At 29.0% G+C, this 26,296-nt stretch carries 22 protein-coding genes; 7 read left to right on the top strand and 15 right to left on the bottom strand.

The genetic code is table 11. The annotated features are described in order from the left end of the window. From J1C67_RS08660 to J1C67_RS08650, 3 genes are all read left to right on the top strand, one after another. Entirely contained in the window at positions 1-345 is a 345-nt protein-coding gene (locus J1C67_RS08660; RefSeq protein ID WP_089966870.1) for a hypothetical protein, read from the top strand. A gap of 134 nt (positions 346-479) precedes the next feature. Further along, positions 480-1,049, top strand: a complete 570-nt coding sequence (locus J1C67_RS08655; RefSeq protein ID WP_089966872.1) for a LemA family protein — start codon at positions 480-482, stop codon at positions 1,047-1,049. Between the two features lie 2 nt (positions 1,050-1,051). Continuing rightward, on the top strand, positions 1,052-1,849 hold the full coding sequence (locus J1C67_RS08650) for a TPM domain-containing protein (protein ID WP_089966874.1): 798 nt from the start codon (positions 1,052-1,054) through the stop codon (positions 1,847-1,849). Between the two features lie 92 nt (positions 1,850-1,941). On the opposite strand, the gene J1C67_RS08645 is transcribed toward J1C67_RS08650, so the two are convergent. The 5 genes from J1C67_RS08645 to J1C67_RS08625 all read right to left on the bottom strand — a co-directional run bounded on the left by J1C67_RS08645 (position 1,942) and on the right by J1C67_RS08625 (position 6,464). Then, positions 1,942-4,002, bottom strand: a complete 2,061-nt coding sequence (locus J1C67_RS08645; protein WP_167865849.1) for a methyl-accepting chemotaxis protein — start codon at positions 4,000-4,002, stop codon at positions 1,942-1,944. 267 nt (positions 4,003-4,269) lie between these two features. Continuing rightward, positions 4,270-4,785: an AAA family ATPase gene (locus J1C67_RS08640; protein ID WP_167865850.1), complete on the bottom strand. Its 516-nt coding sequence runs from the start codon at positions 4,783-4,785 to the stop codon at positions 4,270-4,272. 34 nt (positions 4,786-4,819) lie between these two features. Continuing rightward, the gene (locus tag J1C67_RS08635) at positions 4,820-5,461 is read right to left on the bottom strand and encodes a hypothetical protein (protein ID WP_089966878.1); all 642 of its coding nucleotides are present in this window, start codon (positions 5,459-5,461) and stop codon (positions 4,820-4,822) included. A 297-nt stretch (positions 5,462-5,758) separates the two neighbouring features. After that, positions 5,759-5,896, bottom strand: a complete 138-nt coding sequence (locus tag J1C67_RS08630) for a hypothetical protein (protein ID WP_167865851.1) — start codon at positions 5,894-5,896, stop codon at positions 5,759-5,761. Between the two features lie 223 nt (positions 5,897-6,119). Next, positions 6,120-6,464: a winged helix-turn-helix transcriptional regulator gene (locus tag J1C67_RS08625; RefSeq protein ID WP_089966885.1), complete on the bottom strand. Its 345-nt coding sequence runs from the start codon at positions 6,462-6,464 to the stop codon at positions 6,120-6,122. A 150-nt stretch (positions 6,465-6,614) separates the two neighbouring features. Between J1C67_RS08625 and J1C67_RS08620 the strand changes: the two genes are divergently transcribed. Beyond that, a complete protein-coding gene (locus tag J1C67_RS08620; protein ID WP_167865852.1) occupies positions 6,615-7,334 on the top strand; it encodes an SDR family oxidoreductase in 720 nt (239 codons plus the stop codon). Between the two features lie 163 nt (positions 7,335-7,497). On the opposite strand, the gene J1C67_RS08615 is transcribed toward J1C67_RS08620, so the two are convergent. Together J1C67_RS08615 and J1C67_RS08610 are read right to left on the bottom strand one after the other, a co-directional pair. Next, a complete protein-coding gene (locus tag J1C67_RS08615) occupies positions 7,498-8,478 on the bottom strand; it encodes a S66 family peptidase (RefSeq protein ID WP_167865853.1) in 981 nt (326 codons plus the stop codon). A gap of 80 nt (positions 8,479-8,558) precedes the next feature. Beyond that, positions 8,559-9,482 carry a hypothetical protein gene (locus J1C67_RS08610; protein ID WP_167865854.1) on the bottom strand — a complete coding sequence of 308 codons (924 nt, stop codon included), beginning with the start codon at positions 9,480-9,482 and terminating at the stop codon, positions 8,559-8,561. A 255-nt stretch (positions 9,483-9,737) separates the two neighbouring features. Here J1C67_RS08610 and J1C67_RS08605 point away from each other — a divergent pair, with 255 nt between their 5' ends. Next, positions 9,738-11,561, top strand: a complete 1,824-nt coding sequence (locus tag J1C67_RS08605) for an LTA synthase family protein (protein WP_167865855.1) — start codon at positions 9,738-9,740, stop codon at positions 11,559-11,561. Positions 11,562-11,674: 113 nt separating this feature from the next. Here J1C67_RS08605 and J1C67_RS08600 read toward each other — a convergent pair whose 3' ends face one another. From J1C67_RS08600 to J1C67_RS08590, 3 genes are read right to left on the bottom strand one after another with little or no spacing between them, the layout of a single operon-like run. Continuing rightward, the gene (locus tag J1C67_RS08600) at positions 11,675-12,871 is read right to left on the bottom strand and encodes an ABC transporter permease (protein WP_167865856.1); all 1,197 of its coding nucleotides are present in this window, start codon (positions 12,869-12,871) and stop codon (positions 11,675-11,677) included. Between the two features lies 1 nt (position 12,872). Further along, entirely contained in the window at positions 12,873-13,544 is a 672-nt protein-coding gene (locus tag J1C67_RS08595; RefSeq protein ID WP_167865857.1) for an ABC transporter ATP-binding protein, read from the bottom strand. Beyond that, on the bottom strand, positions 13,544-14,689 hold the full coding sequence (locus J1C67_RS08590) for an HlyD family secretion protein (RefSeq protein WP_167865858.1): 1,146 nt from the start codon (positions 14,687-14,689) through the stop codon (positions 13,544-13,546). The genes J1C67_RS08595 and J1C67_RS08590 overlap by 1 nt, the downstream gene beginning before the upstream one ends. Positions 14,690-15,114: 425 nt before the next feature. Between J1C67_RS08590 and J1C67_RS08585 the strand changes: the two genes are divergently transcribed. Together J1C67_RS08585 and J1C67_RS08580 are read left to right on the top strand one after the other, a co-directional pair. Beyond that, positions 15,115-15,339, top strand: a complete 225-nt coding sequence (locus J1C67_RS08585; RefSeq protein WP_167865859.1) for a helix-turn-helix transcriptional regulator — start codon at positions 15,115-15,117, stop codon at positions 15,337-15,339. Next, on the top strand, positions 15,336-15,965 hold the full coding sequence (locus J1C67_RS08580) for a hypothetical protein (protein WP_167865860.1): 630 nt from the start codon (positions 15,336-15,338) through the stop codon (positions 15,963-15,965). The genes J1C67_RS08585 and J1C67_RS08580 overlap by 4 nt, the downstream gene beginning before the upstream one ends. 184 nt (positions 15,966-16,149) lie before the next feature. Here J1C67_RS08580 and J1C67_RS08575 read toward each other — a convergent pair whose 3' ends face one another. The 5 genes from J1C67_RS08575 to gnpA form a co-directional block, all read right to left on the bottom strand. Beyond that, complete coding sequence (locus J1C67_RS08575; protein WP_167865861.1) at positions 16,150-21,432, bottom strand: endo-alpha-N-acetylgalactosaminidase family protein; 5,283 nt, start codon at positions 21,430-21,432, stop codon at positions 16,150-16,152. Between the two features lie 28 nt (positions 21,433-21,460). Then, positions 21,461-22,411, bottom strand: a complete 951-nt coding sequence (locus tag J1C67_RS08570; RefSeq protein ID WP_167865862.1) for an N-acetylglucosamine kinase — start codon at positions 22,409-22,411, stop codon at positions 21,461-21,463. 99 nt (positions 22,412-22,510) lie between these two features. Next, entirely contained in the window at positions 22,511-23,854 is a 1,344-nt protein-coding gene (locus J1C67_RS08565) for a carbohydrate ABC transporter substrate-binding protein (protein ID WP_167865863.1), read from the bottom strand. 103 nt (positions 23,855-23,957) lie between these two features. Further along, complete coding sequence (locus tag J1C67_RS08560; RefSeq protein ID WP_167865832.1) at positions 23,958-24,116, bottom strand: DUF6903 family protein; 159 nt, start codon at positions 24,114-24,116, stop codon at positions 23,958-23,960. Positions 24,117-24,135: 19 nt separating this feature from the next. After that, entirely contained in the window at positions 24,136-26,292 is a 2,157-nt protein-coding gene (gene gnpA / locus J1C67_RS08555; protein ID WP_167865864.1) for a 1,3-beta-galactosyl-N-acetylhexosamine phosphorylase, read from the bottom strand. Between the last annotated feature and the right edge of the window lie 4 nt (positions 26,293-26,296).

Here is a 26,296-nt window from a genome sequence, read left to right as displayed (position 1 = left end):
ATGAAATTTAAATTAGAAAAAAATATAAGAATAATAAGTGAACTTATAGCCTATTTTCACAAACTTGGTACTGATGATGTACATATAGATATGGGAACTGACGAAAATAATTCATATTTCTATATATCAGGTATAGTTGAAACTTTACCAAAAGGTGAACTTGAAAATTTAAATATGATATTAAATACTAAAAGACAACATGAAGTTGAACAATATTATTGGCACCTTAGTGGAGAAAGTGAATATGATTGCGAACTAACCCTAGTTGGAATGATGATTGATAAAGTTGACATTTCATATATAGGTGATATTTTAACACTAAAAATGTTTAGAAAAGAAAATTAGGCACTTGAAAATAAATAATAGACCAATATGCTAGCATATTGGTCTATTATTTATTTGATTGTGCCTTAAATCATTTCATAATAATTTGAAATCTACATATACTAAAATAAATGTAGAAAGGAATGTGATTTTAGATGAAGAATGGTTTTAAAATATTAATTGGCTTAATTTTAGTACTTGTTATTTTAGTTATGCCTGCAATTGGAGGCTATAACAAATTAGTTTCACTAGAACAAACTGTAAATACTAGCGAAGCAAACATTGATACTCAACTTCAAAGAAGATCGGATTTAATTCCAAGCTTAGTTAATACTGTAAAAGGATATGCAACTCAAGAAAAAGATATATTCACAGACATAGCTAATGCAAGAAGTAAGCTAGCTGGTGCTTCTAATGTATCTGAGCGAGCTGCTGCTGATGGAGAACTTTCTAATTCTCTTTCACGACTACTTGTAGTTGTTGAAAATTATCCAGATTTAAAATCAAATCAAAACTTTAGTGATTTATCAATTCAATTAGAAGGAACTGAAAATAGAATTGCTGTATCAAGGCAAGATTACAATACTGCAGTAACTCAATATAATACAAAGAGAAGAAGATTTCCTACTAATATAACAGCCTCATTATTTGGTTTTCAAGAAAGACCACTTTACAAAGCAAGTGAGGGCGCAAATGAAGTTCCGATTGTTGATTTTAGTAGTTAAAAATGATTACTAAAAATAAATTTTCAAAAATATTTCTATCTTCTCTCTTTTTAGTGTTCTTAATTTTTTCTTTTCCTGTAACTGCTGCAAGTGAATTCCCTAGCCCAACAAACTATAAATATTCAAATGATTATGTTGGTGTAATAAATGATTCAGATGCCAAAAATATTATATCTATAGGAAAAGAACTAGAAGATAAAACTGGTGCACAAGCTACTATAGTTATAATAGATTCCACTAACGGAATTCCAATTGAAGACTATGCGCTTAACCTATTTAGGAACTGGGGGCTTGGTCAAAAGAACAAAGATAACGGTTTATTAATTCTTTTAGCCATAAATGACAAGGCCTGGAGAGTAGAAGTTGGTCGTGGTCTTGAAGGTGCTATTCCCGATGCATTAAGCAACAGAGTTATGGATTCTATTGCAAAACCAAGCTTTATAAACGGTAACTATGCTGAAGGATTACTTAAATCATATAGCGTATTTTCTGATTACATAGCTACAGAATACGGAGTTACTTTAGATAAATCCTTAAATATAACACTACCTAATGAGCCTATTGCTAATTCAACCTCCAACATAGGTCTTGGCATTGGAGCCGGAATACTGGCAATATTATTTTTACTAGATATGATATTAAATAGAGGAAGAGTTTCTTCTACATTAATTCAACTTATGTTTTTAAGTAGTTTAGGCAGAAGAAATGGTCCTGGTGGTGGTTCTTCTGGTGGTGGCGGAGGCTTCGGTGGTTTTGGCGGGGGTTCTTCTGGTGGTGGCGGTTCCTCTGGTGGCTGGTAATTTTTTTATAAAATAAAAAAGTGCAAGTAAATTTTTTTATAAAATCTACTTACACTTTTTTTATTATTCATAAGAAAATAGTTCGTCCTTATCTATAATTTGAATTTTTTCATTATTTCTTCTAGTTCATTAACTACTTCTTTTAATTCAGAAGCCATATCTTTTACATTAGTTACTGTTTCTGATTGCAAATGAATCGTAGCTGATACTTCTTCTATTGCAGCAGCTGATTCTTCACAGATAGCTGTTATTCCCTCGATTGATGCTAATGCATCATCTTTAGATCCATCCATTTCATCAATATTTACTTTTAACTCAGATATCTTATTTGTTACTTCTTCAAAGGAGACTTGTATATCATTAAAAATAACATTTGATTTTATTACTGAATTATTTGCATAACTTATTGTTTTGTTTGAATCTTTAATACTATTTTGAGTATTTGTTATTTCTCCACATATTTGTTGTATTATAGTTTCTATTTCCTTTGTAAATTGTGAGGTTTGTTCAGATAGCTTTCTTATTTCATCTGCCACAACTCCAAAACCTCTTCCTGCATCACCTGCTCTTGCCGCCTCTATAGCCGCATTAAGAGATAATAAATTAGTTTGTTCTGAAATAGTATTTATCTTTATTACTATCTCGCCTATAAATTTTGATTTAGCTTCTAGCTCATTAACGCTTTCATTGGTTTTATTCCCAACTACAGTGGTCTCTTCTAATCTATTAACAAGTTCCTTAATGGATTCCATACCATTTTTATTCTTTTCTTTTACTTCTATAAATTTAATATTAATATCTTCTGTTATAACAACTGTATTTTTAACATTATTTGATAATAATTCTAATTTTTCAAAACCTATCTGGGCTTCTGACGCTTGGATTTGAGCTCCATTCGCTAGTTCTAAAATAGTTTGATTTATTTCCTGCACTGAGGATTGTAAATCATCCATTATTGAATTTAAATCATTAGCTTTTGTAAAAGTTTTATTAGAAAATTCTATTATTCCTAAAATAACATCTCTTATTACTTTTCTTAAATTTAGTATTGCTCGTCCTATTAAACCAGTTTCATCTTTTAGCTCATCTATTCTATTGTGTTGTTCATTTTCTGTTAAATCTAACTGTCCAATATTATCAACAATTTTGCTTACATATACTATTGGTTCACTTATCTTACTTCCTATATAAAATGCTGCTCCTGAAATTAATAAACATGTTATTATTGTTATAACAATAATAGTTATTATCATTTTATTTATATCACTAAAAATATCATTTTCTTCTGCACTTATGACCATTATATTTCCATTAACCAATTTTGAATATCCTAGCACTGTCTTTTTCCCGTCTTCCTTGCACAATTCTACTCCTGAATCTTTTTCTGATAAATTTATTCCTTCTCCTATTGTATCTTTAATATTCTCATTATTTATATACTTATTATGAACTATATAATTCATATCTTTATTAAGTAAAAAAGCATACCCATTATTATATACATTAACAGAATTTATCATGTTTTTGTATTCGTCGAAAAATAAATCCATTGCTATTACTCCGACTAATTTCTCATTAATATATAATGGTGTTGTATATGACATTCTCATACTTGAAGAAAACCCATCAGCATGAGGATCACTCCAAACCCCAACTCCAGCTTTAATTGGGTTGTAATACCACTTCATATCTTCTTTATCTTCCTTAAAATTAGCCTTAGTAAACTTAGTTACTCTTTCTAATTTTTCCCCTAAAGCTTTTCTTTCATATATTACTTGATATGCTTCATTTGTTAACTCTGGGTTTGCTATAAATGCTACCCCTAAAGCTTCTGGAAATTCATCTCCCATTTTCTTTAAAACAGGATTTATGAACTCTGTATACTCTTTAATATATTTATCGTCTGCTTTTATTTTAGATAAATCAAGTGTACCATTTAACAAATAATTTATACTATCCACATAAGCAACTGTTTTGTTTAATGTTGTATTAATTGAATTAGCATTATTTTTAGAAATTTCTATTAAATTATCCTCTGCTATATTTCTAACCGTTTTTTTAGTTTTTATACTAACTATACCCGTTATGATAACTGATGTAATTAAGCAACATGTAACTATTGCTAATACTATTTTATTCGCAATTTTTTTCATATGTTTTTTACCTCCTGTTATTCTTATATCTATTAATTATCGTCTATATTAGCTATTTCTTAAGTATATTCATAAAAAACAAGGACTTTTATTTGTATTTTAGCAATAAAGTTCGTTACTCATTAAAATTTTTATTATAAATTACTGCTTTAATATAAAATTTGATAAATATTCAAAAAAGCATAGTGCTAATAATATCTCTATGCTTCAACCTTAATTCATTCTCTTTGAAATATTTTATTTCTTTTCATTGGTAAATCTTTATTTTTACAACATGTTTTTTCCTATTACTATATCTTTAATTTCCTTTACAATATTTTTTATAGATTTATTAGATGTATTAACTTTTATGGTATTCATATTTTTATACAAATCTAATTTTTCTAGACTTCTTTGTATATTTTGTGTATCTCTTAAGCCTAATTTAATATCCTTATCTATTCTTTTTATATGTTCTTCCTCTGAACATATTAATGTTATCTTATATAGATCAATATTATTATTAATTTTATCTAATACATCTTTCATTATTTCATCTGTATGTATAACCCAATTAAATACAACATATCTTGTACTAGAATTGTCTAAAAAACTATTTATTATATATGATATATTATCTATAACCATATTTTTATTCTCGTTATTGATAACAAAAGGATTCATCATCCAACAATTATCGCCATCTAACCAGAAAGATTGTTCTAGTTCTTTATATAAAGCTCTGCTTATTGTAGTTTTTCCAACTCCCATAACCCCATTTATTATTATTAACTTTTTCCGCATAAACATCCCCCCTGTTCTTCCCATGTCATTTATACTACCCTATATTTTTTTTAAAAAATCTATTCCTAAATATAAGTACAATATATATTATAGCTTCTAATATTATTATCCCTAATACTAGTTTTTTTGAAATTAGAATATGTTTTGTTAAATTATATATTGAATCTTGAAATAGAATAACCACATAAAGTGGAGCCAAGATTAAAAATGTTTTAAATAAACGTCTATTCCAACCTTTAAGTTTATACACAATCTTATAATTACAATAAAAACATATTAATCCTGATATAAAACCAATTGTTCCAATAATAATAGTCGCAAAAGAAAGTGCTCCTGATTCTCCCACCACTAAAGAATTTACTATATAAAAAATTTCACATAATAAAGATAATAAAAATGCATTTTGAAATAAGTTATTTATATATTCTCCTCCACCTAAAGTTGAGTAATACGTATCCACAATATCAGCAATAAAATCATCTAAACTACAACCCATGGCATCTGAAAAAGACTTATTATCACTTTGGTTTCTATAAAAAACATCTATTAAATCAGAATAAACTTCTTTTCTAAAGCTATTAGGAACAACCCCACCAAGATTCATATTTACTATCTCAAGAGCTTCATAAAACTCTCCTTTAAGACAATACTTATCCTTTCTATTTTCACTACTCATATTTATCATCCTTCCATAAAGCTACCATGTTTAACATTATAGCTTTATTCTATAGGAAGTTAATTTTATTGTCAATTTATCAAAACTTAGTATCTATTTTCCATTAAAATTTATATAGATATCACTTTATACATGTTCAAAAAATAGCAATCAAATATATGAGCACAGCCGTAATCTTAGATATAGTTAATAATTTTTTCATCTATTTTTTCAAAGGGCCTTATTTAAAATTAAATAAAAAAAGCACAATATCTTAATAAGATTAATTGTGCTTTTTTACATATATTCATTAATTATTTATTTTACTAAAACTAACCCTTTACTTCTGATGCAAGTACATTCTCTTACCTCTTCAGTGTGTAGACATTGATATTTAACCTTTTTATCTACTTCAATTTCCTCTGCGTTTTTATTTTTTATTTCTTCTGAATTCATTTTCCCACTTCCTTTTATCTGTATTATATATCTACAGATAATTATTATCAATAGTTTTCTAGTAAGTACCTACACTAATTAGACAAATCATTACTCCAAAAGGTTTTACTTTTTAACAAATAAAAATCCTTCACAATATATTTTTGTATTGTGAAGGATCAATATTCTACTATACCTTAGGAATCTCTAAATAAATAAGGTATTCTTGTCTTTTTACAATGCCTTATTCACAGAGCTTCTTTATAAATTCATACTCATCAGAATTTTCTTCACCCCATCTGCACATAGCTTCTAAAATAGGATATAATGTTTTACCTTTAGCTGTTATAGAATACTCTACTTTAGGTGGAACAGTAGGATATATTACTCTTAAAATTAATTTATCACCTTCAAGTTGTCTTAACTGTGATGTAAGAGTTTTTTGAGATACGTGGCTAATAAACGATTTAAGTTCCCCGAATCGTTTAGTTCCTTCCTCTATTAATATATATAAAATTAAAGGTTTCCACTTTCCACCTATAACATCAAGTGTGACTTCCATTTCACATGTTACAATTCGCTTACTCATAAACCCTCCATTAATACATTTTTAAATTAATTGCGTCTTTAGTTACCTTTATGTAACTAAGTTACATAATTGTGCTTACTTATATTTATATATTTTATTAAGTATAATAATAGTACAAATTATTTAATAATACAATCAGGAGGATAAACTATGAAAAAATTAGTTATAATCACAGGTGCAAGTTCAGGAATAGGAAAATGTTTAGCTACTCAATTTTCTAAAAAAGGTCATCCAACTTTATTATTATCAAGAAGCTTAGATAAAATGGAAGATTTAAATCTACCTAATTCATTATGTAAATCAGTAGATGTAACTGATTTAGAAAAAATGAGAGAAGCAATAAAAGAGGCTGAAGAAAAGTACGGTAAGGTAGATTTATTAATAAACTGTGCTGGATTAATGCTTTTAGGTCATCCAGAAGTACAAGCTTTTGAAGAATGGAGTAATATGATAGACGTAAATATAAAAGGTATTCTTACCGGTATACATATAGTCCTTGGTGATATGAAATCAAGAAATGAAGGAACAATAATAAATATTAGTTCAATAGCTGGAAGAAAAACATTTGATAACCATTCAATATATTGTGGTACAAAATTTGCAGTACATGCAATAACAGAAAATATAAGAAAAGAAGTGGCAGATTCAAATGTTAGAGTTATTGTCATAGCTCCAGGAGTAGTAGACACTCCATTATTAAGTCATACTACAAATGAAGAAATTAAAGATAATTATGATGAGTGGAAAAAAACTATAGAAAGTGGATTAGACCCACTACAAATTTCAAATTGTATAGAATTTGCTTATAGTCAGCCACAAGATGTTTGTATAAGAGAAATAGTTATAGCTAAAACAAAGCAATTAGATTAGTTCTAGAAATAACTCGAAAAATGTTAATTCATCATTTAGATAGGCCAATGAAAGTTTCATAGGACTGTCTATTTTAAAATAGCTAGTAAAATATAATTAATTTTACTAGCTATCCTTTTTATATAGAAATTGTTTCATCATCTGAAACATGTAATCATACTGTCTATTCAATAATAGACACCTCTTTTTTTGTAGTATCTAATTTAATTTTACATCCTATTGGAAGAGTCATCATAGGGTGAGTATGACAGCAATCAAAATCAGCAATAAATGGAATTTTTCTATCCCCCAACACTTCTACTAATATTTCATAAGGTTTTCTCCTAGTTTTTAAATCATTAAATAATTCATGCTTTCCAAGAATTATTCCTGACACTTTATCTAGAACTCCACTTAGTTTTAATAACGAAAAACTTCTTTCAATAGTTGCAGCATCCAACAATGAATCTTCAATAAATAAGATATCACCCTCTTTTATTTCTGGCATATACTCAGTTCCCCATATGCCCTCCATAGTATTTAAATTACCACCAATTAACCTACCGGTAGTAACCCCTTCATATACTGTGATCCACTGATTTTCTCTACATTCTTTACTCTTATATTGCGCTTCCCAATTAATATACTCATCTGTCCAATATTTAGGCATCTCTAATATTTTAGATTTTCCAATTGAATTCATAGTAATATCTTCAAAATATTCATATGTCTCTTCTACAAAAGGTTCCCATTCACCAAAAGATGCAACTAATGCTGGACCATAATAGGTGGTTATTCCTGTTTTTGCATATATAGCAAGTAAAATTGCTGTTACATCTGAATATCCTATAATAATTTTAGGATTTTTCTTAAATGCATCATAATCTATGTAAGGAACTATTGAATTAGAATTCATACCTCCTATAGTTGACATTATACACTTAACATCAGGATTTCTTATTAACTCATTTAATTCATCTGCTCTTTCTTTTATACTACCTGACCTATAGAAATCACTCTTTCCAGTTAAAGTACCCTCTAACAGATTAAATCCTTTATTTTTCAAAAATTCTTTTGCCCTACTAAATCTATTAGGGCAAATACACGTTATTGGTGCTGACGGTGAAAAAATACCAATAACATCTCCTTTTTTTAACTTATTCATTCTGATTTCATCTCCTAATGTTATTATTATCATATTCACTACTATTTTCAAAAAAATATTTTATCATACAAAAAAATAAGTCATACACTTATACCTACCGGTATAACTTGAATTGCCGGTGAATATATATCTGTTATTATATCTAATGGAATTAAATATCCTGAATCATTTAATAAAATAAGATATGGATTAATAGAAGTTAATAAAGTCTCATAGTATGAATCTAAACCTGTTTTCCTTAGTAAACTTATATGTTCAGTCTTTTTTGTGGCAACCTTACATACTTTTCCAAAAACCTTGCAGTTACACTGTGCTATATCATATAAAGCGCCTTTTTTATCTACATAATTAAAATTCAAATTTAAAACTGCATTTGAATTGCCCATATTTACTAAACAATCAAAGGTATTATTTCTAGCTAACTCTTTATTTATATATGTTAATATATCAACTATCATAGTATAGGTTAAAGGGCCTATATCCTTAGTATATACTCTTTCATCTAAAGTTTTAATATTATATGACTTCAATATATTTATTGTATTTTCAATAGTATTTGATAGTATGTTAATACTCATATTTCCATGAAATTCAACAAATTCACCATCATATACATTATTATCTATTATATCTTTAGCTGTAATAGATCTTATTAAATTCAACCTTTTCATTGTTGGTATTAAAATATTATAAAAATAAAATAATGAATATACCTTTTTATAAGTAACCTCATTTCTTCCATAAGTTCTACCTTCTAAAGCTTTTGTATTATCCACATATTCCAAGCAGTTTTCATCTGTAACTTTATTAATGTCCTTATCATTTTTTGTCTTTTTTAAATCATTTGTAAGTTGATTTTTAGTCAATGATTGTATTTTTTTAGATGTAGTTTCATCATGAGCCTCTCTTATTGATTTACTATCTAAATATCCATCAATTAATAATGAAGATAAATCCTGAACTAAATCTATGTTCATATATACTAAACTAGATAATGTATTCATATTATCCTCTCCACAAATCACTTATTATATATTATTACAATATATAATAAGTGTTAACAAACTATCCTTTAACGATATCTAAATTCAAACTAAATCTGTCTTAATTATATAATTAACCGCTGTTTATTATACTAATTACTATATTATAACAAATAATCCTCTATATATTTATTATTTTTCTAGATATGGATAAAAATTTGATATACAATATAAAGAACTAATAAATAATTAAGGAAATTAATGGAGGATATAAAAATGAAAGAGAAACTTAAAAAAATAGTTAAAAATAACTGGTTATTTTTATTTATGGTATTAATAATTCAAATAAAATCAATGTTTCTATTATCTCTACTAAGAACACCAGGATCTGCTAGCATAAATATAACTAAAATGTATTTTGGTGTTCCAGCTATTGGAATACATTTAGCTATAATAACATTAATACTAAGTGTAATTTATATATTTAAAGAAAAGGGGAAGCTAAGAGCCTCTATAATAATTGATCTTATTGTAACAATTATTTTCATTGCTGATATATGGTATTACAGAAGTAATGGAACATTTTTATCAATAAGACATTTGATACATCCGGATATATTCAATCCAATAAGCGGAAATTTATTCAACTTTAAAATAGTTGATTTATTATTCTTTATAGATTTTATAGTTTTATTTATTGTTTATAAATTCACTAATTTAAAAGAATATGAATATACTCCAAAACTATGTTTAAGGGTAATAAAATCTATTTCAATATTTTTAATAAGTGCATTTATTATAGGTATAGCACATAACTTTATTGATATTAAAAGTAAAATACCTGGACAATCTTTATTTAGACTATCATGGGCACCATTTCAAACATTTAGTGATATGAGTCCACTAGGGTTTCATGGGTATGATTTAACTTTTTTCAGTGATAAGACTAGAGAATTAAGTAGCGAAAATATTAAAGATATAGAAACTTGGATGAACAACAATAAAGAAAATATTCCCGATAATAAATATAAGGGAATGGTTAAGGGAAAAAATTTAATAGCCATTCAAGTAGAATCTCTAGAAAATTTTGTTATAAATCAAAAAGTATACGGACAAGAAATAACCCCTACTTTAAATAAACTATTATCACAAAGTTTATATTTTGATAATATATATGAACAAAATAATTCAGGAACTAGTTCAGATGCAGATTTGCTAGTTAATACATCAATATTTCCAGTAAGAAAAGGGACCGCTTTCCTTTCTTATCCATGGGTTTCATATAACTCATTACAAAACATAGTAAATAATGAAGGTTATACTTCTATATCTACTCATGCAGAGTTACCTGGAAGTTGGAACTGGGCAGAACCACATAAATCATTCGGTGCTGATAAAATATGGGATTTAAATACCTTTAACCAGGATGAACTTATAGGACCTGGCTTATCAGATGAGTCATATTTAAGACAGATATCACAAAAACTAAAATCCGAAAGTGAACCTTTTTACACTGTCATCTCAACGCTAACAAGTCATGGACCTTTTGATATGCCAGAGGATAAAAAATATTTAGATTTACCAAAGGAATTAGATGAAAACATGCTTGGAGGCTACTTCCAAAGTGTTAGATATACAGATGAGGCTATAAAATTATTTATAGAAGAATTAGATAAAAATGGACAGTTAGATAATACTGTACTTATGATTTATGGAGATCACTGTGGTGTTCATAAGTTCTATGAAGATAAAATACAAGATGCCCCACTTGAAGGTGATTGGTGGAAAGATAACAATAAAAAAATACCATTTATTGTATATGGAAAAGGACTTAAAGAAGAAGTAATATCTAAGGCTGGTGGACAATCAGATTTTCTACCAACAATATCATATTTATTAGGTGTAGATAGAAGCAAGTTTGAAAATACCTCTATGGGAAGAGTTCTAGTAAACACAGAACGAGATGCAACTCTTCTAAATAATGGTGATATTATGGGTACTCCAAAAAATGAAAAAGAAATACAACATTTAAATGACATATTTAAAGTTGCAGATTCAATAATAGAAGGGAATTATTTTGATTCATTAAAAGATAAATAGCAATGGCAGTAATATCTATATAAGATAGACCACACCCTAGTAAAAGGTGTGGTCTATCTTTTTATACTCATTTTTTTATAATCTATTAATGGATCTTAAAATAGTATAATTTCTTATTTTAATATATCTACTGTATTTGCATTAGCAGCTTTCCTTGCTGGTAATATGCTTGATAGTAATCCAATAAGTACCGATAGTCCTATTGCAATTGATGCTGTAAATATATCTGGCGATACTTTCATTTTTATAAATACAGAAATTATCATTGCAACAATAATACCAACTATATAACCAATTAATCCACCTGTTAAAGTGATTACAATACCTTCTAATAGAAACTCTCTTCTTATGTCCTTTTTCTTAGCTCCTATAGCTCTTTTTATTCCTATTTCTAAGGTTCTTTCAGAAATAGAGGTATATACCATATTCATTACACCAACCCCTGCTATAAACAAGGATATCCCTGCAACTGTTGCTATAAATATCGTTAATTTATCAAGTATCCCTCCAAGCATCTTTATTCCTCCACTTGAGTCCATAACAGAATATTTTCCATACTGTCTTTTACTTCCAATATCATTTAATTTATCTTCAATAGCTTTTGTTGATTCCTTTATATCCATTCCTTTTTTCAATGTTATATCTAGTCCTAGTGGTATTTTTTCTTTATCCAAATACTTATTATATGTATTCTCTGAAATACATATATCAGAAGGGGGGCTAAAACTTATCTCTTCCTCTTCTGGTTTTGGTATAATACCAATAATTTCAAAATTAATACCCTTAATTGTAGCTATTGATCCTACAATCTTATTATTATCAAACTTGCTCTCTTCTAATATCCTTTCAGATATCACCACAACTTTCCTATTATTTGTATTATCACTTTCTGTAACATTTCTTCCTATAATATTAGGTTCACTACTACTTTTTACTTTTTTAACATAGCCTTGAAAATCCTTATTTCTTATATTTACTGATTCTATCGAAGCCCCGTTTCCATATACTAACGCTACCTTATCAACCTGTTCTAATTTTTCTACAGATTTCTTCTCTAAATTAGAAAATGTCCCCTGACTAGATATATCAATATTTACATCTTTATTTACAAACATTGCTTGTAGCTTTATTTCCCCATTATTTTCTCCAGTAATACTTTTTATCATTTTATCTTTGGTTGCATTTCCTAAAGCAACTATTGTAATAACTGATGCAATTCCTATTATTATACCAAGCATAGTTAAAAATGATCTCTTTTTATTTCTATTTAAGTTTCTTAAGGCGGACAAAATCAAAACCTTAAACTTCATCTTACATCTCCCCTTCCTTAAGTTCCCCATCAAATATACTCATAATTCGATTTGACTTTCTTGCAACATTAATATCATGAGTAATTAAAATTATAGTTATTCCCTCTTTGTTTAAGTCTTTAAATATTTCCATTATTTCTTTGGAAGTAGTACTATCTAGTGCCCCTGTAGGTTCATCTGCTATTATAATTTTAGGTTTATTAACTAATGACCTTGCAATAGAAACCCTTTGTTGTTGCCCTCCAGATAACTGTGTTGGATATTTGTTTATTTTATGTTCTAACTTAACCTTCTTTAAAGCCTCAATTACTATGCCCTTAGTTTCTTTCATTGAACAGCCTTTATAAAGCATTGGTAACTCAATATTCTCCTTAACAGACAATCTTTTTATAAGATTAAAATCCTGAAATATAAACCCTATTTTTTCATTTCTAAAAGAACTTAACTCATCATCTGATAAGCTTCTAACATCTTTATTTAGCATTAAATATTCGCCTTCAAAACTATTGTCTAGCAACCCTAATATCTTTATCATTGTAGATTTACCAGATCCAGAAGGTCCCATAATAGCTAGAAACTCGCCTTCTTCAATTTTTAGGTTTATATCCTTTAAGGCATGTAGCTTTTCCTCACCTGTAGAATAAAATTTATTTACATTTTTTAACTCTATCATTATTTTACCTCAACTTTTAGAGATTCAATAGGTGTCTTTGATATCTTATCTCCAATTTTTATAGCATCATTTTCTAGGGTATAATTTTCACCATCTAACAACCCTTTAATTTCTACTTTTTCAAAGCTTGTCTCCTCGCTCTTTGCAACATATAACTTAGAATCCTCTTCTATTACACATTCTTTTGGTATTATTAATCCATCATAATTTAATTTAATTTCTACATTAAATCCTATTCTAATTGGTTTCTCTTGTTTGATATTAAATGTATAACTTAGTGATTTGCCATCTATAGAAGAAGCTGGCAACTCATCTATAGAAGTAACTATGCCCTTAATCATCTCATCTGTACTAACAACTTTAACCATGGCTTTATCTCCAACCTTAATACCTTCTATCTCAAATTCTGAAGCTTCGCCCTTTATTAAAGGTTCTTTAGATACAATTCTTATATATGGAGATGTAATATCTGATAAACCTTTCTCATAAATATATGCAATCCCATCAATTTCAGCGGTTATATTTTTCTTTTCCTGTTTTGATAATAAATCTCTTTGAGCTGTTAACTCACTTATAACATCATTATAAGCATTAATAGAAGTCTGCTCTCCCTCTATTTTAGCCTTTATTTCTTCATTCTTTTGAGTTAGCCCCATAACTGCTTGGCTTGGCTCCCCTGCAGGGCTGTTACTTTTTTCGGTTTCTATTTTTTTTGTCAAACTGTTTAATTCATTATTTAACGCGTCTTTATTTTTTTTACTTCTTTGACTTTTTTCTGAATTAGAATTAATTTGACTATTTAATTTTTCCTTTTCATTAGTTGCTTGAGTTGAATGATATGTAAAAAGAACATCTCCTGCCTTAACATCCTGCTTATCTTCTACCTTTAAATCCTTTACCTCTCCTTGAGTTTTATCTACAACAATATTCTGTTCTTTACTTATTATACTATTTCCTTTAAATTTTAATGGTTCTTCCCCAGTAACTTCATAAACAACTTCACTATTTAAATCTGCTGTTTTTGAACTACTATTATTAGCACTATTTTTCACTGCAAGCCCTGCCGCTACAACAATAGCAATTGATACTACCGCCCCCGCAACAATTAGACCAACTTTTGCCTTCTTTGAAAGTTTCTTCTTCATTTTTACTTCCCCGCTTTCTATTTTTTAAATTCTTTTCTATTGATTATAATTTTACCTGTGTTTTCTTAATTAAAAGCACTCAACTTTCTTAATATTTTCTTAATATTTTCCTTATCATTTACTATTATTCAAACATAAGTGTTATAAAAAATATACATAATAAGTTTATTATAACATAACAATTAGTTAAATTTAACATTATATCGTTATAAATTTAACATTTCGTCCACATAATACATATTAAAATAAATATCTAATAATTAATCATTTAATTTTTAAATATTTCGTATTTAAAAATTCTATAATTACTTTTCTATTTAAATGCCTCAATAATAATCTTCCTTTTACCTAAAGATTACTATACACAACTTTTTGTTGACTATAATCAACATTTACATTATAATACATTTATAAAGAGGTGTGCTATGTCAAAAAGAGAAAAATTGTTTAATACAAAAATTAAGGTTCTTAGAGCAGAAAAAAATTTAACCCAAGAAGACTTAGCTATTGATTTAGGAATAAATAGAAGTACTATTTTAGAAATTGAACGCGGAACTTTTAATCCGTCTTTAAAGCTTGCTTTTTCTATAGCTAAATATTTCAACAGAAGTATTGATGAAATTTTTGAAAAAGTGGAGGAAGAAGAATGAATAATATAGAAAATATATTAATATCTATGCATGCTCTTTTTGTTGCTGCTATCACTTTAATATTCTTTATTACTTTATTAAGTGCTGAAGATGAATTAGAGCAATATCATTTGTATAAAGCACTTAAAATTTCTATTGTTCTAACTATTTTACTTTTAATTGGATATGGTTATTATATGCTACTAATTGGCAAGGAAAACATTAGTGTTCACGTACTTTTCTTCTCTATAGAAACTTTAAGTATATTAACATTATTGTTAAATTTTCTTAGCTCAAAAGGGATTGTTATTTCATTACAAATAAAGAGTAAAAAAATTGTAAATACGCTATTTAATATTTCAATAATTATGAATATCCTAACAACTTTAAATGCAATTTTAAAATTTAATTTTTTCGAAAACAATGTAGGTTTTATCAGATACGATGAATTGCTTTTATACGTAAGTGTAATTTTCACAGGAGTTATTTTTAGTCAGGCTCCTGCTCTAAAAGAAAAATTCACTAGACACGAATATAAGACAAGCGAGAAAAAGCTAAATAAACTATCTAAGATTGTGTATTTAATACACGGGATATTTTTTTTATCATTATTTATATATGTTATTTATAAATTTATCTTAAGGTAATATTATAAGTTACTAGATTGAATAAAGAGTTTGTAAATACCTTAGTGTATATAAATATGCTATGCATAAACACTTACCCGCTTATTATTTATTTGGATATGACCTATTACTATAATTTTATATATATAAAATAGGAATATTAAATCAAATTAATACTCCTATTTTTATTTAGTTTCTACCTATACTATTTTTTTCTTTTAAATAATGTATATCCCAATCCAGCTACTAATGCGCCCAAACCACCTACTGCTACTGATGGTATTCCACCTGTAGATGGTAACTTTGATATTTCTTTTAATTCTACTCTAGCTTTTTCTATCTCTGCCAAAGAATTATCTACTAATTCTTGGCTAACATTTACTTCTGCTAATATATCCTTTGTTTTATTTACTACAGTTAAATATTCACTCCAGCTATCTTGTGTATATTTACCTTCATCTAACTTAGCTACTTTATTAATTAAATCCTCTAACTCAGATTTGTTAACAGTTTTAATATCTTCTTTATCTTTATCTACATTCTTAACTAATCTAGACATCGCCTCAACTAATCTCTTATTTACATCATTTAATTCTTCTTGAGTAGCTTTTTCATTTACTAATATTTCTTTAGCCGTATTTAACATACCTTCAAAGCTATTGTAACTTTCCACTGTATAATCATCTCTATTTAACTTATTTGCATCAGATACTATTGATCCTAATTTAACCTTATCTACAACTACTTCACCTTTAACTTTAATTACTAAAGTATTTGTTGTTACTGTTTTATTATTCAATGTAACAGTTGCATATACATTAGTATCTCCACTACTTAATGCCTTAACTTTCCCATCTGTAATTGAAAGAACTTCTTTATTATCAACAATATAATCTATAATCGCTCCATCTAGGTTAGCTACTGAGTTATCAGCCATTAATCCATTTATTAAAAGTTCTGTAGATTGTCCAACTTTTAGTTCATTAAGTGATGTTGCAATATTAACTGATTTAATATCAACATTTTTAACTTCATTTTTTATTTCTGTTACATAAATATTATCTACTATTAACTCTTTAAAGCCCTTTTGTTTATCTATTGATAAATAGTAGTCATCTACATTTTCTGTTATAAATTTATGTGTAATCTTACCTTTCTCATCAGTAGTTGCCTTTAATGGTATATTTACAAGTTTACCTTTTGATAATGATTTTATAGTTACTGAATAATTTGGAGATGCATCCGCTAATGAGTAGATAAATCCCAATTCATATTCTTTATTTTTCTCCAGCTTAAATGTTGATTCTTCTGTAATTAACATCTCACCTATTTCATCAGGTTCTTGATTTGTTTTTAATGAGAATCTTCCATCAAGAACCCAGTTCATATATTGTCTTCCTTGCATATCTTTCTCTGCTAAGTGAGACCTATTTGAGTAACCTCTTCCTGGTGCTAAGAAGAATGGTGTAATACCTTCATCTACATTTTCAAAATCTTCATAGAATACATATCCATCCTTATTTGTATGACCTGGATGTTCCCATATTCTAAAATCATCTATTAATACTGTAGAATCTTTATCCCCCTTAGCTACATTCATAGTAATAGTTGCTTCACTTGCTCCCTTTGGAACTTTAAACTCCACTTCCATTCTTGTAAATGTATCATCAAACCATTTAACACCTTCACCTTGCCTTTGTCTTCCTGCTCTAGTTATTACATTCTCAACCTTTTCTCCATTACAGTTCACTTCCAATTTAACTTCTCTATTATCATCATTCTTAACCCATGATGAAATTGAATATGTCTTACCTTCTTTTAACTCTGTAATTTCTTGCTTAATAGTTGCATCTGCACCATTATTACCATTAACTTTTATTACATCATTTCCTTTTCTTGTTGCAATCTCTTCATTATATATTGAAATATGATCTGTATTTTTATTTGTTGAATCCTTGTTCCAATAATCCCATGATTGTGAATCTAATCCTGGATCTTTAATTTGAGCGCCATCTCCCCAATCTGATATTCTATCTTCTTTATCTAGTTCTTTTAACAGTAGATATGGAGTATCTTTTTTAACATCTAATTTAACCTTTCCATTTACTACATCAATATCTTCAACATAAGTTCTTCCAAGGTCAGTTAATTCATATAGATATAGTTTTGATTTCCCAGCCCATTTACTTGGTAAATCCCATATTGATGTTGTTCCTAATGGATTCCAATGGTATATTTTTTCATCTTCTTCTACCGGATTCCATGGTAAGAATAATTTAGTTTTCCCTATTCCTTTTTCATTTATTGAGTTTTCTGGTGTAGTTGCTACTAATCTACTATCTTTATAGTAATTAATATTTTCACCTTCTCTAACTGCTCTTAAATTATTTTTAAAAGTTACTTCATCCTTATTCATAGTCATTATCTTAAAGTTTTGCATATACTTAGTTGGTAATACTTGATTGTAGAATACTTCAGTTCCATATTCACCTTCTATTGTATGCTTTGTTCCCCATCCTCCAGCTAATAAATGTTTATTACCTTTTATAAGAGGATCTGATAAAAATGAATCTTGAGTATCATTTTTCATAAATCTCATAATTGTACTCGCATTACCTTTGTTTGGATATGCAGGGTCACCACCCCAGTGAGTCCATGGGATATTTTGTTCTAATGGTCCATTCATTTCTGTTGCTATCATATAACCTAATGAGTTAACCTTTTCAGCTAATTGATGTGCATTCCATCCATTTCCAGTATATACATCAACGTAGACCCAACTTAAATCTGGTGCATCCGCTTTAAGCATGTCCAATCTTCTAAATAAATCACCTGTTGTTATATCTTTTCTTTGATCAACATAATAAGCTTGATCTAACCATCCCCATCCTGGTGCATTTTTATTTACAATTGTCTCTGGTGTTTCAAATGCATCTAACATATATTCTGTAGCATTTATATGCACACCTATTTTAGCATTATATTTTTTACCTTCTTCAATAAGCTTATTGAAATCTTTTGTGCCACCTTGTCTTATTCCTATATGTCCACCGTAGTCTGGATGTGAATCATCATGGCCTTCTGCTTGATAACCCTTATGAAGCACTAATTGTCCAAACCCATCAGTATAATTAGATAATTTCTTAACTGTATCTAGTGATCTTAGAAATGGATTTTGGGTATATCCTATATTAAAATCTATATATGACATATTATTTTTAATGTCTGTTCCACCAACTGGAATCTTCATATTATCCCTATATAATATTGCTGCATCCTGCCAATCTATCTTGCTATCTTTATTTTCATCTCTTGCAATTATTACCTCTGACCATGGTAGCTCTTTTTGGAAGTAGTTAGTTCCTAAATCTGTTTTATCTGAAACTACCTCTTTATATGTCCAAGTACCATTTGCTATACCAGTTTTTTTAAAGTTACCACTTTCATCGCCTCTGTTTTCAGTACTTAATACTACTCTATTTCCGCCTTCTATAGTATTATTATCTACTGTTACAGCAAACTTATCATTATTTATAAATGCATAAGTTTTCCCTTTAGTTCCTGGTTCTAAATCATTAACATCACCAAATTCTTCAATTATATTATTCCAATCTCCAGTTGTAACTACTGAAGCCGTTTTTCCTAAATCTCTACTAGTTACTGATGCTAAGTTTTGATTTGGAAAGTTTAAATATTGTAACTTAGTTTCACCTTCCTCTATCCCTGTTACTTCCATTCTTAATTTATTTTCTTTAATAATCATCTTTAAAGATATTTCCATTCCTATTTCATTTATCTTTAGTTTATAATCCACTGAATTTTCATTTACTGTTGATGTAACTTTAGGAATATATTTATCTCCATTAACTTCCATAACATATAATTGTTCTTCTTCCCCTGCTAGCACTTGTCCATCAGTTTTCCAAGTATAATTTATTACTCTTGGAAAGTTTTTATCTATTTTAACTTTCATTTTATCTGATTCAATTACTCCATAAGACTCCTCAATTACTGGTGGCGCTATAGGTACTAATTCTTCTACTTTAATATTATCTAAAGTTACATTTTTATTACCAAACCATCCACTTAAACCAATTTTTCCTGGAGAACTTGGTAAATTAGGAATAGCTGCTTTTCCAACAAGTTCATTATTCATCCATAAAGCAACATTGCTATCTTCTACCTTTAGCTTCATTTTATATTTAATACCTTTTTCTAATTTAAATGTACCTGGAAATCCACCATATTGACCTTCTCCATTTTTCCATATCCAAGAACCAGCATCATAACAAATAGCTCCCCATTGTGATTCTGAAGAATATCTAAATAATAAGCCTACTCTACCTTGGTCACTATCAACTGTAAAATCAGTTTCGTATATAAAATCCTTTACATTTGATGCATTCATATCTACAGCTGTCGCTACTCCATTCATAGGCACTTTAATAGCGCCATTTTCTATTAATGGAGTTCCTTTTCCTTGAATTACTTTCCAATCACCTTTAGATTCTTCAGTATCAAAGTTTGTTTCATAAAGAATAGCATCTCCCTTAACAGTTACTATAGCTTCTGCTTTTATCTTAGTTCCATCTACTATTCCCGTAACATTAAACGTGCCTGCTTTACTATATCTTTCCTTATCAAAATAATCCCAAGCCACATCTTTAGTAGCTAAAGATCCATCAGTATATTTAACATTAATTTTTTTCGGTAATTTCGGTTTCAACCTTGGATAAGTTTCTACTTTAACATTTTCTACACTTTCTATTACCATTTCTGGTAACTCTGCATCTTCTAAGGAGCCTACTACTCCACATTTTAAGTAATCTATCTTTATATCCTTGTTATCATACCATGTTCTATATCCAAATTTCCCTGCATCTTTAGGCCAATTATCCATTGTAACAGCCTCTTCAAATATTTTTTCTCCATTTACTATTAAAGTAATTTTAGTTCCAACAATCCTTACCTTCATAGTTACCCATTCACCAGCATTAAGTTTAGGACCATCAATATCATCTTTCCAAGCTGTAGATGTCTCTATTAACCACTTTCCATTATTGTTATACCCTATAAACCCATATTCAGTTGCACTTTTCCCTCTAAATACCAATCCAAATCTTCCTGCTACATTATCTGATGCTGATGGATTAATCATAAATTTTATTTCTGCTTCTCCATCTTGTAAACTTGGAGATTGTTCTTCTATAAATACTAAGTTGTTATTTTCATTTCCTCTTTTAATATTTAATGTACCACTGTCCTTATTTTTACTTATATCTCCAGTACCAACTAACCTTGTCCATGTTAATCCTGCGTCATCATTATAATCTTGTATATAAGGCTCTTCTCCACTAACTTCTTTTGTGGATTGTATTTCTACTGCATTTTCCAATGGATTAGCAATAGTTTTTACCGGCATTTGCCCTGCTACTATAGTTGCTGCAATAATAATAGCAATTCTTTTATTCATTGCATGCTTTGCCATATAATCTACCCCTCTTAATTAATTCTTTCTATTTAAATGTATAATTTTCAGGTATATCTCGACCAGATAACGAGTATGCCATTAGTGCTGCGCCATTCCAAGGCTCAAGCTTTGGCTCTGTTAGCTTACATTTCAATTTTTCCTTCTCTATCATTTCAGCCATAGGTTTTAATATTAATTCCCCTGCTTTAAATACACCTCCTGTATACGAAACAATAAATTCATCATCAAAATTTAATTCCTTTGATAAGGAAATAATGTGTAAAAATAATTCTTCTGCTGCTTTTTCAAATATCCCCTTACACACAGGACAGCCAGCTTCTGCAGCTAAAGCTGCTATCTTTGAAAAACTAGCTATCTCGGTTCTTGATAGCTTGTATTTATTGAATACTAAATCTACTATTCCATAGTAATGTTTAATTTCCATTTCTCTTTCTAGAATTTCTAATAATTGTGTTTCTGATTTTCTTCCATCTTTTTGCTTTGTATACTCATTTATTACTTTTAAACCTATCCAATGGGCGCTACCATCATCTCCAATTACCGGTCCCCAGCCACCACTTCTGGATGTTTCCCCATATTTATTTTTACCAAAAGCAATGCTTCCAGTACCTACTACTATATTAATTCCCTCACTGCACCCTGTCCCTGCAGCCCATCCAGCTACACAATCATTATCTATAGAATATGGAATTCCTTCTAATATTTTTGAAATTGTTGAATCTATAATTAGTCTATCTTCTATGCTTTCTCCATAACCTGGTATAGCTAAAAATATATAATCTATATCGTTTTTTCTTATCTTTGCTTCTATGCAAATACTTTCTATAGTATTTGTTAGTTCATCTCTTAAAGTATCTATTCCTACTTGGTGTATATGAATAGTACCTCTTTCTACATCAACAAGCTTTTTAAATTTTTCATCTATTAAAATATATCTTGTTTTTGTACCTCCCCCGTCAACTCCTAAGTAATACATCCCATTCCACCTCTTTTTCACCTATTTATTTTTCAAAATTTTCTATAACAATGGGGATGCTCTATTATAAACATCCCCATCTATTTGTTTGAAATTTTCTTATTTTATTATTGCTGCTCTTAGCTTATCACTTGCTTCTTCTAAAGCCTTTTGCCAATCTGCAACTGTTTTATTTCCAGTCATTATTGAATCTACTGTTCCAGTATAAATATCTCCAAAGTTAACACCCTCTACTGGAGTTGTAGCTACAAAGTTACCCATTATTGGTAATGCTCCATTATCATAAACACTTAACATTTCTACTTGTAATGGTTCTAAATATTTTTTAGCTATTTCAATAGACCCCTTAACTGGTACAACTGCTTTTGCATTTTCTGCAATAATCCCAACTGCTTCATCACTATACATATATGCCATAAAGTCTTCTGCTAATTCTTTATTAGCTGCTTCTTTTGGAATATACATTTGTTCTAAGAAGTTTAATGAGTAATTACCCCCATTAGCTTTAAATGATGGATATGCCATGAATCCCCAATCAAAACCTGCTGCTCTTGGAGCATCCTTCATCTCATCTGGTAACCATGTTCCATTTGGAATAAATAATGCTTTATTATCTAAAACTAATTGTTGATTATTTTTAAATCCTTGGCTGTTAGCATTTGCAACAACTGATGGCTCTAAGTAATTTTTCATTTTTGCTACTGTATCTAAAACTTGCTTAGCCTCATCAGTCTTCCAGAAACCTTCTTTATAACTCATAGCTCCATTAAATGCATCTACACCACCTGCCGATGCAAGCATTGCTCCTAATGTACAATCAAAATATCCTGATGTTGAATAAGATAATAATGATAGCCCATCTTTTTTAGCTTTGTCCCCTAAAGTAAACATTTCATCCCAAGTTTTTGGAATATCATATCCCTTTTCTTTCATTAACGCCTTATTGTAAAACATTCCTGTTGGGCTATAGAACAATGGTGCTAAATAAGTTTTTCCATCTGAATATGGATTTGTTCCTGATGTTTCTAAAAACCCTGGAAGAATTTTATCTTTTACTTTTACTTTTTCTCCTGGAATTGTTTTATCTAACATATTTGATAAATCATGTAATGATTGCTCTTTTATAAAAGTTTCAGTTAGTGCATCTTTCCTACTTGTTGCTAAATATACAACATCTGGTATGTTACCAGCTTGAATTTGTGGTCTTATAACTTCTTCAAGATTTGGTGCTACTGTTAATTCTACAGTAACTCCTTTATGTGTCTTTTCAAAGTTCTCTTTCAACTTTTCCCAATGTGTTTTACCGTATCCACCTTCAAAAGCTGCTATTTTAAGTACTTTATTATCTGCTGATCCGCTAGTTTTAACACTATCTCCACAGCCTGCTAATGTTGTTACTAACATACATGCACATAATAGAATTGCTAATTTTTTCTTTTTCATAATTATATCCTCCCTTTCCCTTTTATAATAATTTATACATATATTATATTTCTTTGTAAACGTTCTTCATATATTATTCTTGCTTTAAAATACCATTATATTGCTATTGATATTTTTTGTTATATAAATGTAATTCTGATAATATTCCAATTAAACCTATCATCATAGTTAATAAACCAGTATATCCATCTATTAAATTTCCTTTAACTACTAATACCATTGATAATATAAATACCACCGCATATATAAGTTTCTTTAACACTTAAGATTCCCCCTACATGTTATATTTCCATCCATCTAATTTCTGCTGGTTCTAATATCATCTTCTCTCCAACGCCTTCCCCGTTATACACAGTAACCTCTTGCTTAACACTTGAGTTATTAACAACTGCATACTTATTTGATGCTAAATATGCAGATACTTCACAATAAATATTGTCCGCATACCATTTTTTAATTTCGATTTCTTTATTTGCAGCATAATAACAACTTCTCATTAAAATACGTGAATTTTGAGGTGAGTATGGTAAGCCTGCAATATATACAGCGCGACCTTTACCATATCTGTTTGCGCTCATTAATACTTCTCCATTTTCATAAGTAATTATTTCGGTATTTTCTTTTGTTGCATAGATATTTTTTTGACTTTCGCCAAAATCAATAGGTTCTATTACATCTTCTGTTATAAAGTGTTTATCTAATTCAGTCTTATAGTATTTATCTGTGCTTAATGAAAATCCTAATTCCTTATCTACGCCTAAAGCATCTGCTAACTGGAAGAAATGACCTTCATTTAAAGCAGCTGTTGGTTCTCCTATTCCCACAAATCCGCCACCATTATATATCCATTCTCTAAGTTTAGTAATTATTTCTGTATCTAACCATTTATCTCCACCGCTAAAGGCTGTTCCTGCATCACCTGCATTAATAATTACATCAATATCTTGTGGTACTCCATTGTTTTTTATATCATCAAAGCTTATAAATTCTACATCTACACTCATACCACTTAATGATTCAGTGACTCCAAGATAGCTATATATTTGCTTATACCATAAAGCATGAGCCACCATGTGAGTTTGCCAGCTTCTTACCTTACCCCAACAATTTAATATTCCAATCTTTATTCCACAATAAGGTTTATTACCATCAATTATATTATAAGTTTCTCTAAATTCATTACATACGCCCCCTATATAATCAATAAATTCAGGGAACTTATATGCTAATGATAGATATCCACCATACCCGATTCTATCTACTGGCTTTCTCATTATTGCTCTACGAGCTGTAATCCAATTTTCTCTAGCTTCTATAGTTGGATCATTTCCTTCATAAAAAGTATCTGGAAAGAAATATGGTAAAAATCTTCCTTCTGTATATTTAACTCCTTGAATTTCTGAAATCATTCTTAAAGTTGTACCATTACCTACTGATCCAACAACTGAATCTAACCCAATACTTTCAAAATATTTGCCATAAGGCTCTGTACCTATCCAGTTATCCCCAAGGAACATCATTGCTTCTCTTCCATGCTCATGTACTATTTCTACTAATTTCTTTACGTTTTCAGCTACAAATTGTTGTTGAAAATCCATGTAATCTAAATATTCTTTAGTAGGAAGTCTAAATGTTGAGTTATAATATCCTTGGTCTACAAGATGTTCTGGTCTTAATTTATATCCTCTTTCTTTTTCAAACTCTCTTAATGCCTCTGCACTCACACTTGAACTATATCCAAACCAATCAACAAATTTTTCTTTTGCTAAATTATTGAACACTAATGTAAAGTGATAAAAAAATGTAGTAAATCTTATTACATCTATATCTTCATGCTCATCTAACCACTTATGCATAGCTTCATAAATATATTTATTAGTTTTTGGCTTTCTCGCATCAAAAGGCATATCATGAGGCTTATCACCCCAATTATTTGTTATATGATTATACATTTGTGTTGGATCCCATAAACAATAAGCTAAGAAGGATACTGTATATTCATGCCATTTTTCCGCATCTTTTATAGTTACTTCTTTATTTTCTTTATTATACGTCCATTTATCTAGCTCAATTATCTCACCAGTTGTTCTATCCATTACTTCCCAGAACTCTTTTACATCATGATATGAATCCGGCTCTACTTGTTGGTCAAAATATCCCGCCATTATATTAATAGCTAGTATATCCTCCGTTGCAACAATATGCTTTGTCATTAAATATGTTTGTTGCAGTTCCTCTATATTTCCCTTTGCCCACTTATTATCTCCACGAGCTACAAAGTAAGTTGAATATACCTTCTCTGCTATTCCTTTTATTTCCTTTGGCAGCGTAAAACCATCACAATCACGAATGGCATCCGCCCCCCATTTTTCAACTATATCAATGGTCTCCTTTATAAAATTATCATCCGTTGGAATAGTTACTCTTCCTTTTTTCATAATT

Origin of the sequence: Clostridium gasigenes (assembly GCF_017348895.1) — a bacterium.
In the GTDB taxonomy this organism is placed as follows: domain Bacteria; phylum Bacillota; class Clostridia; order Clostridiales; family Clostridiaceae; genus Clostridium; species Clostridium gasigenes.
Note: the sequence above shows the minus strand (reverse complement) of the source record. Positions and strands in the feature narration are given on the sequence as shown.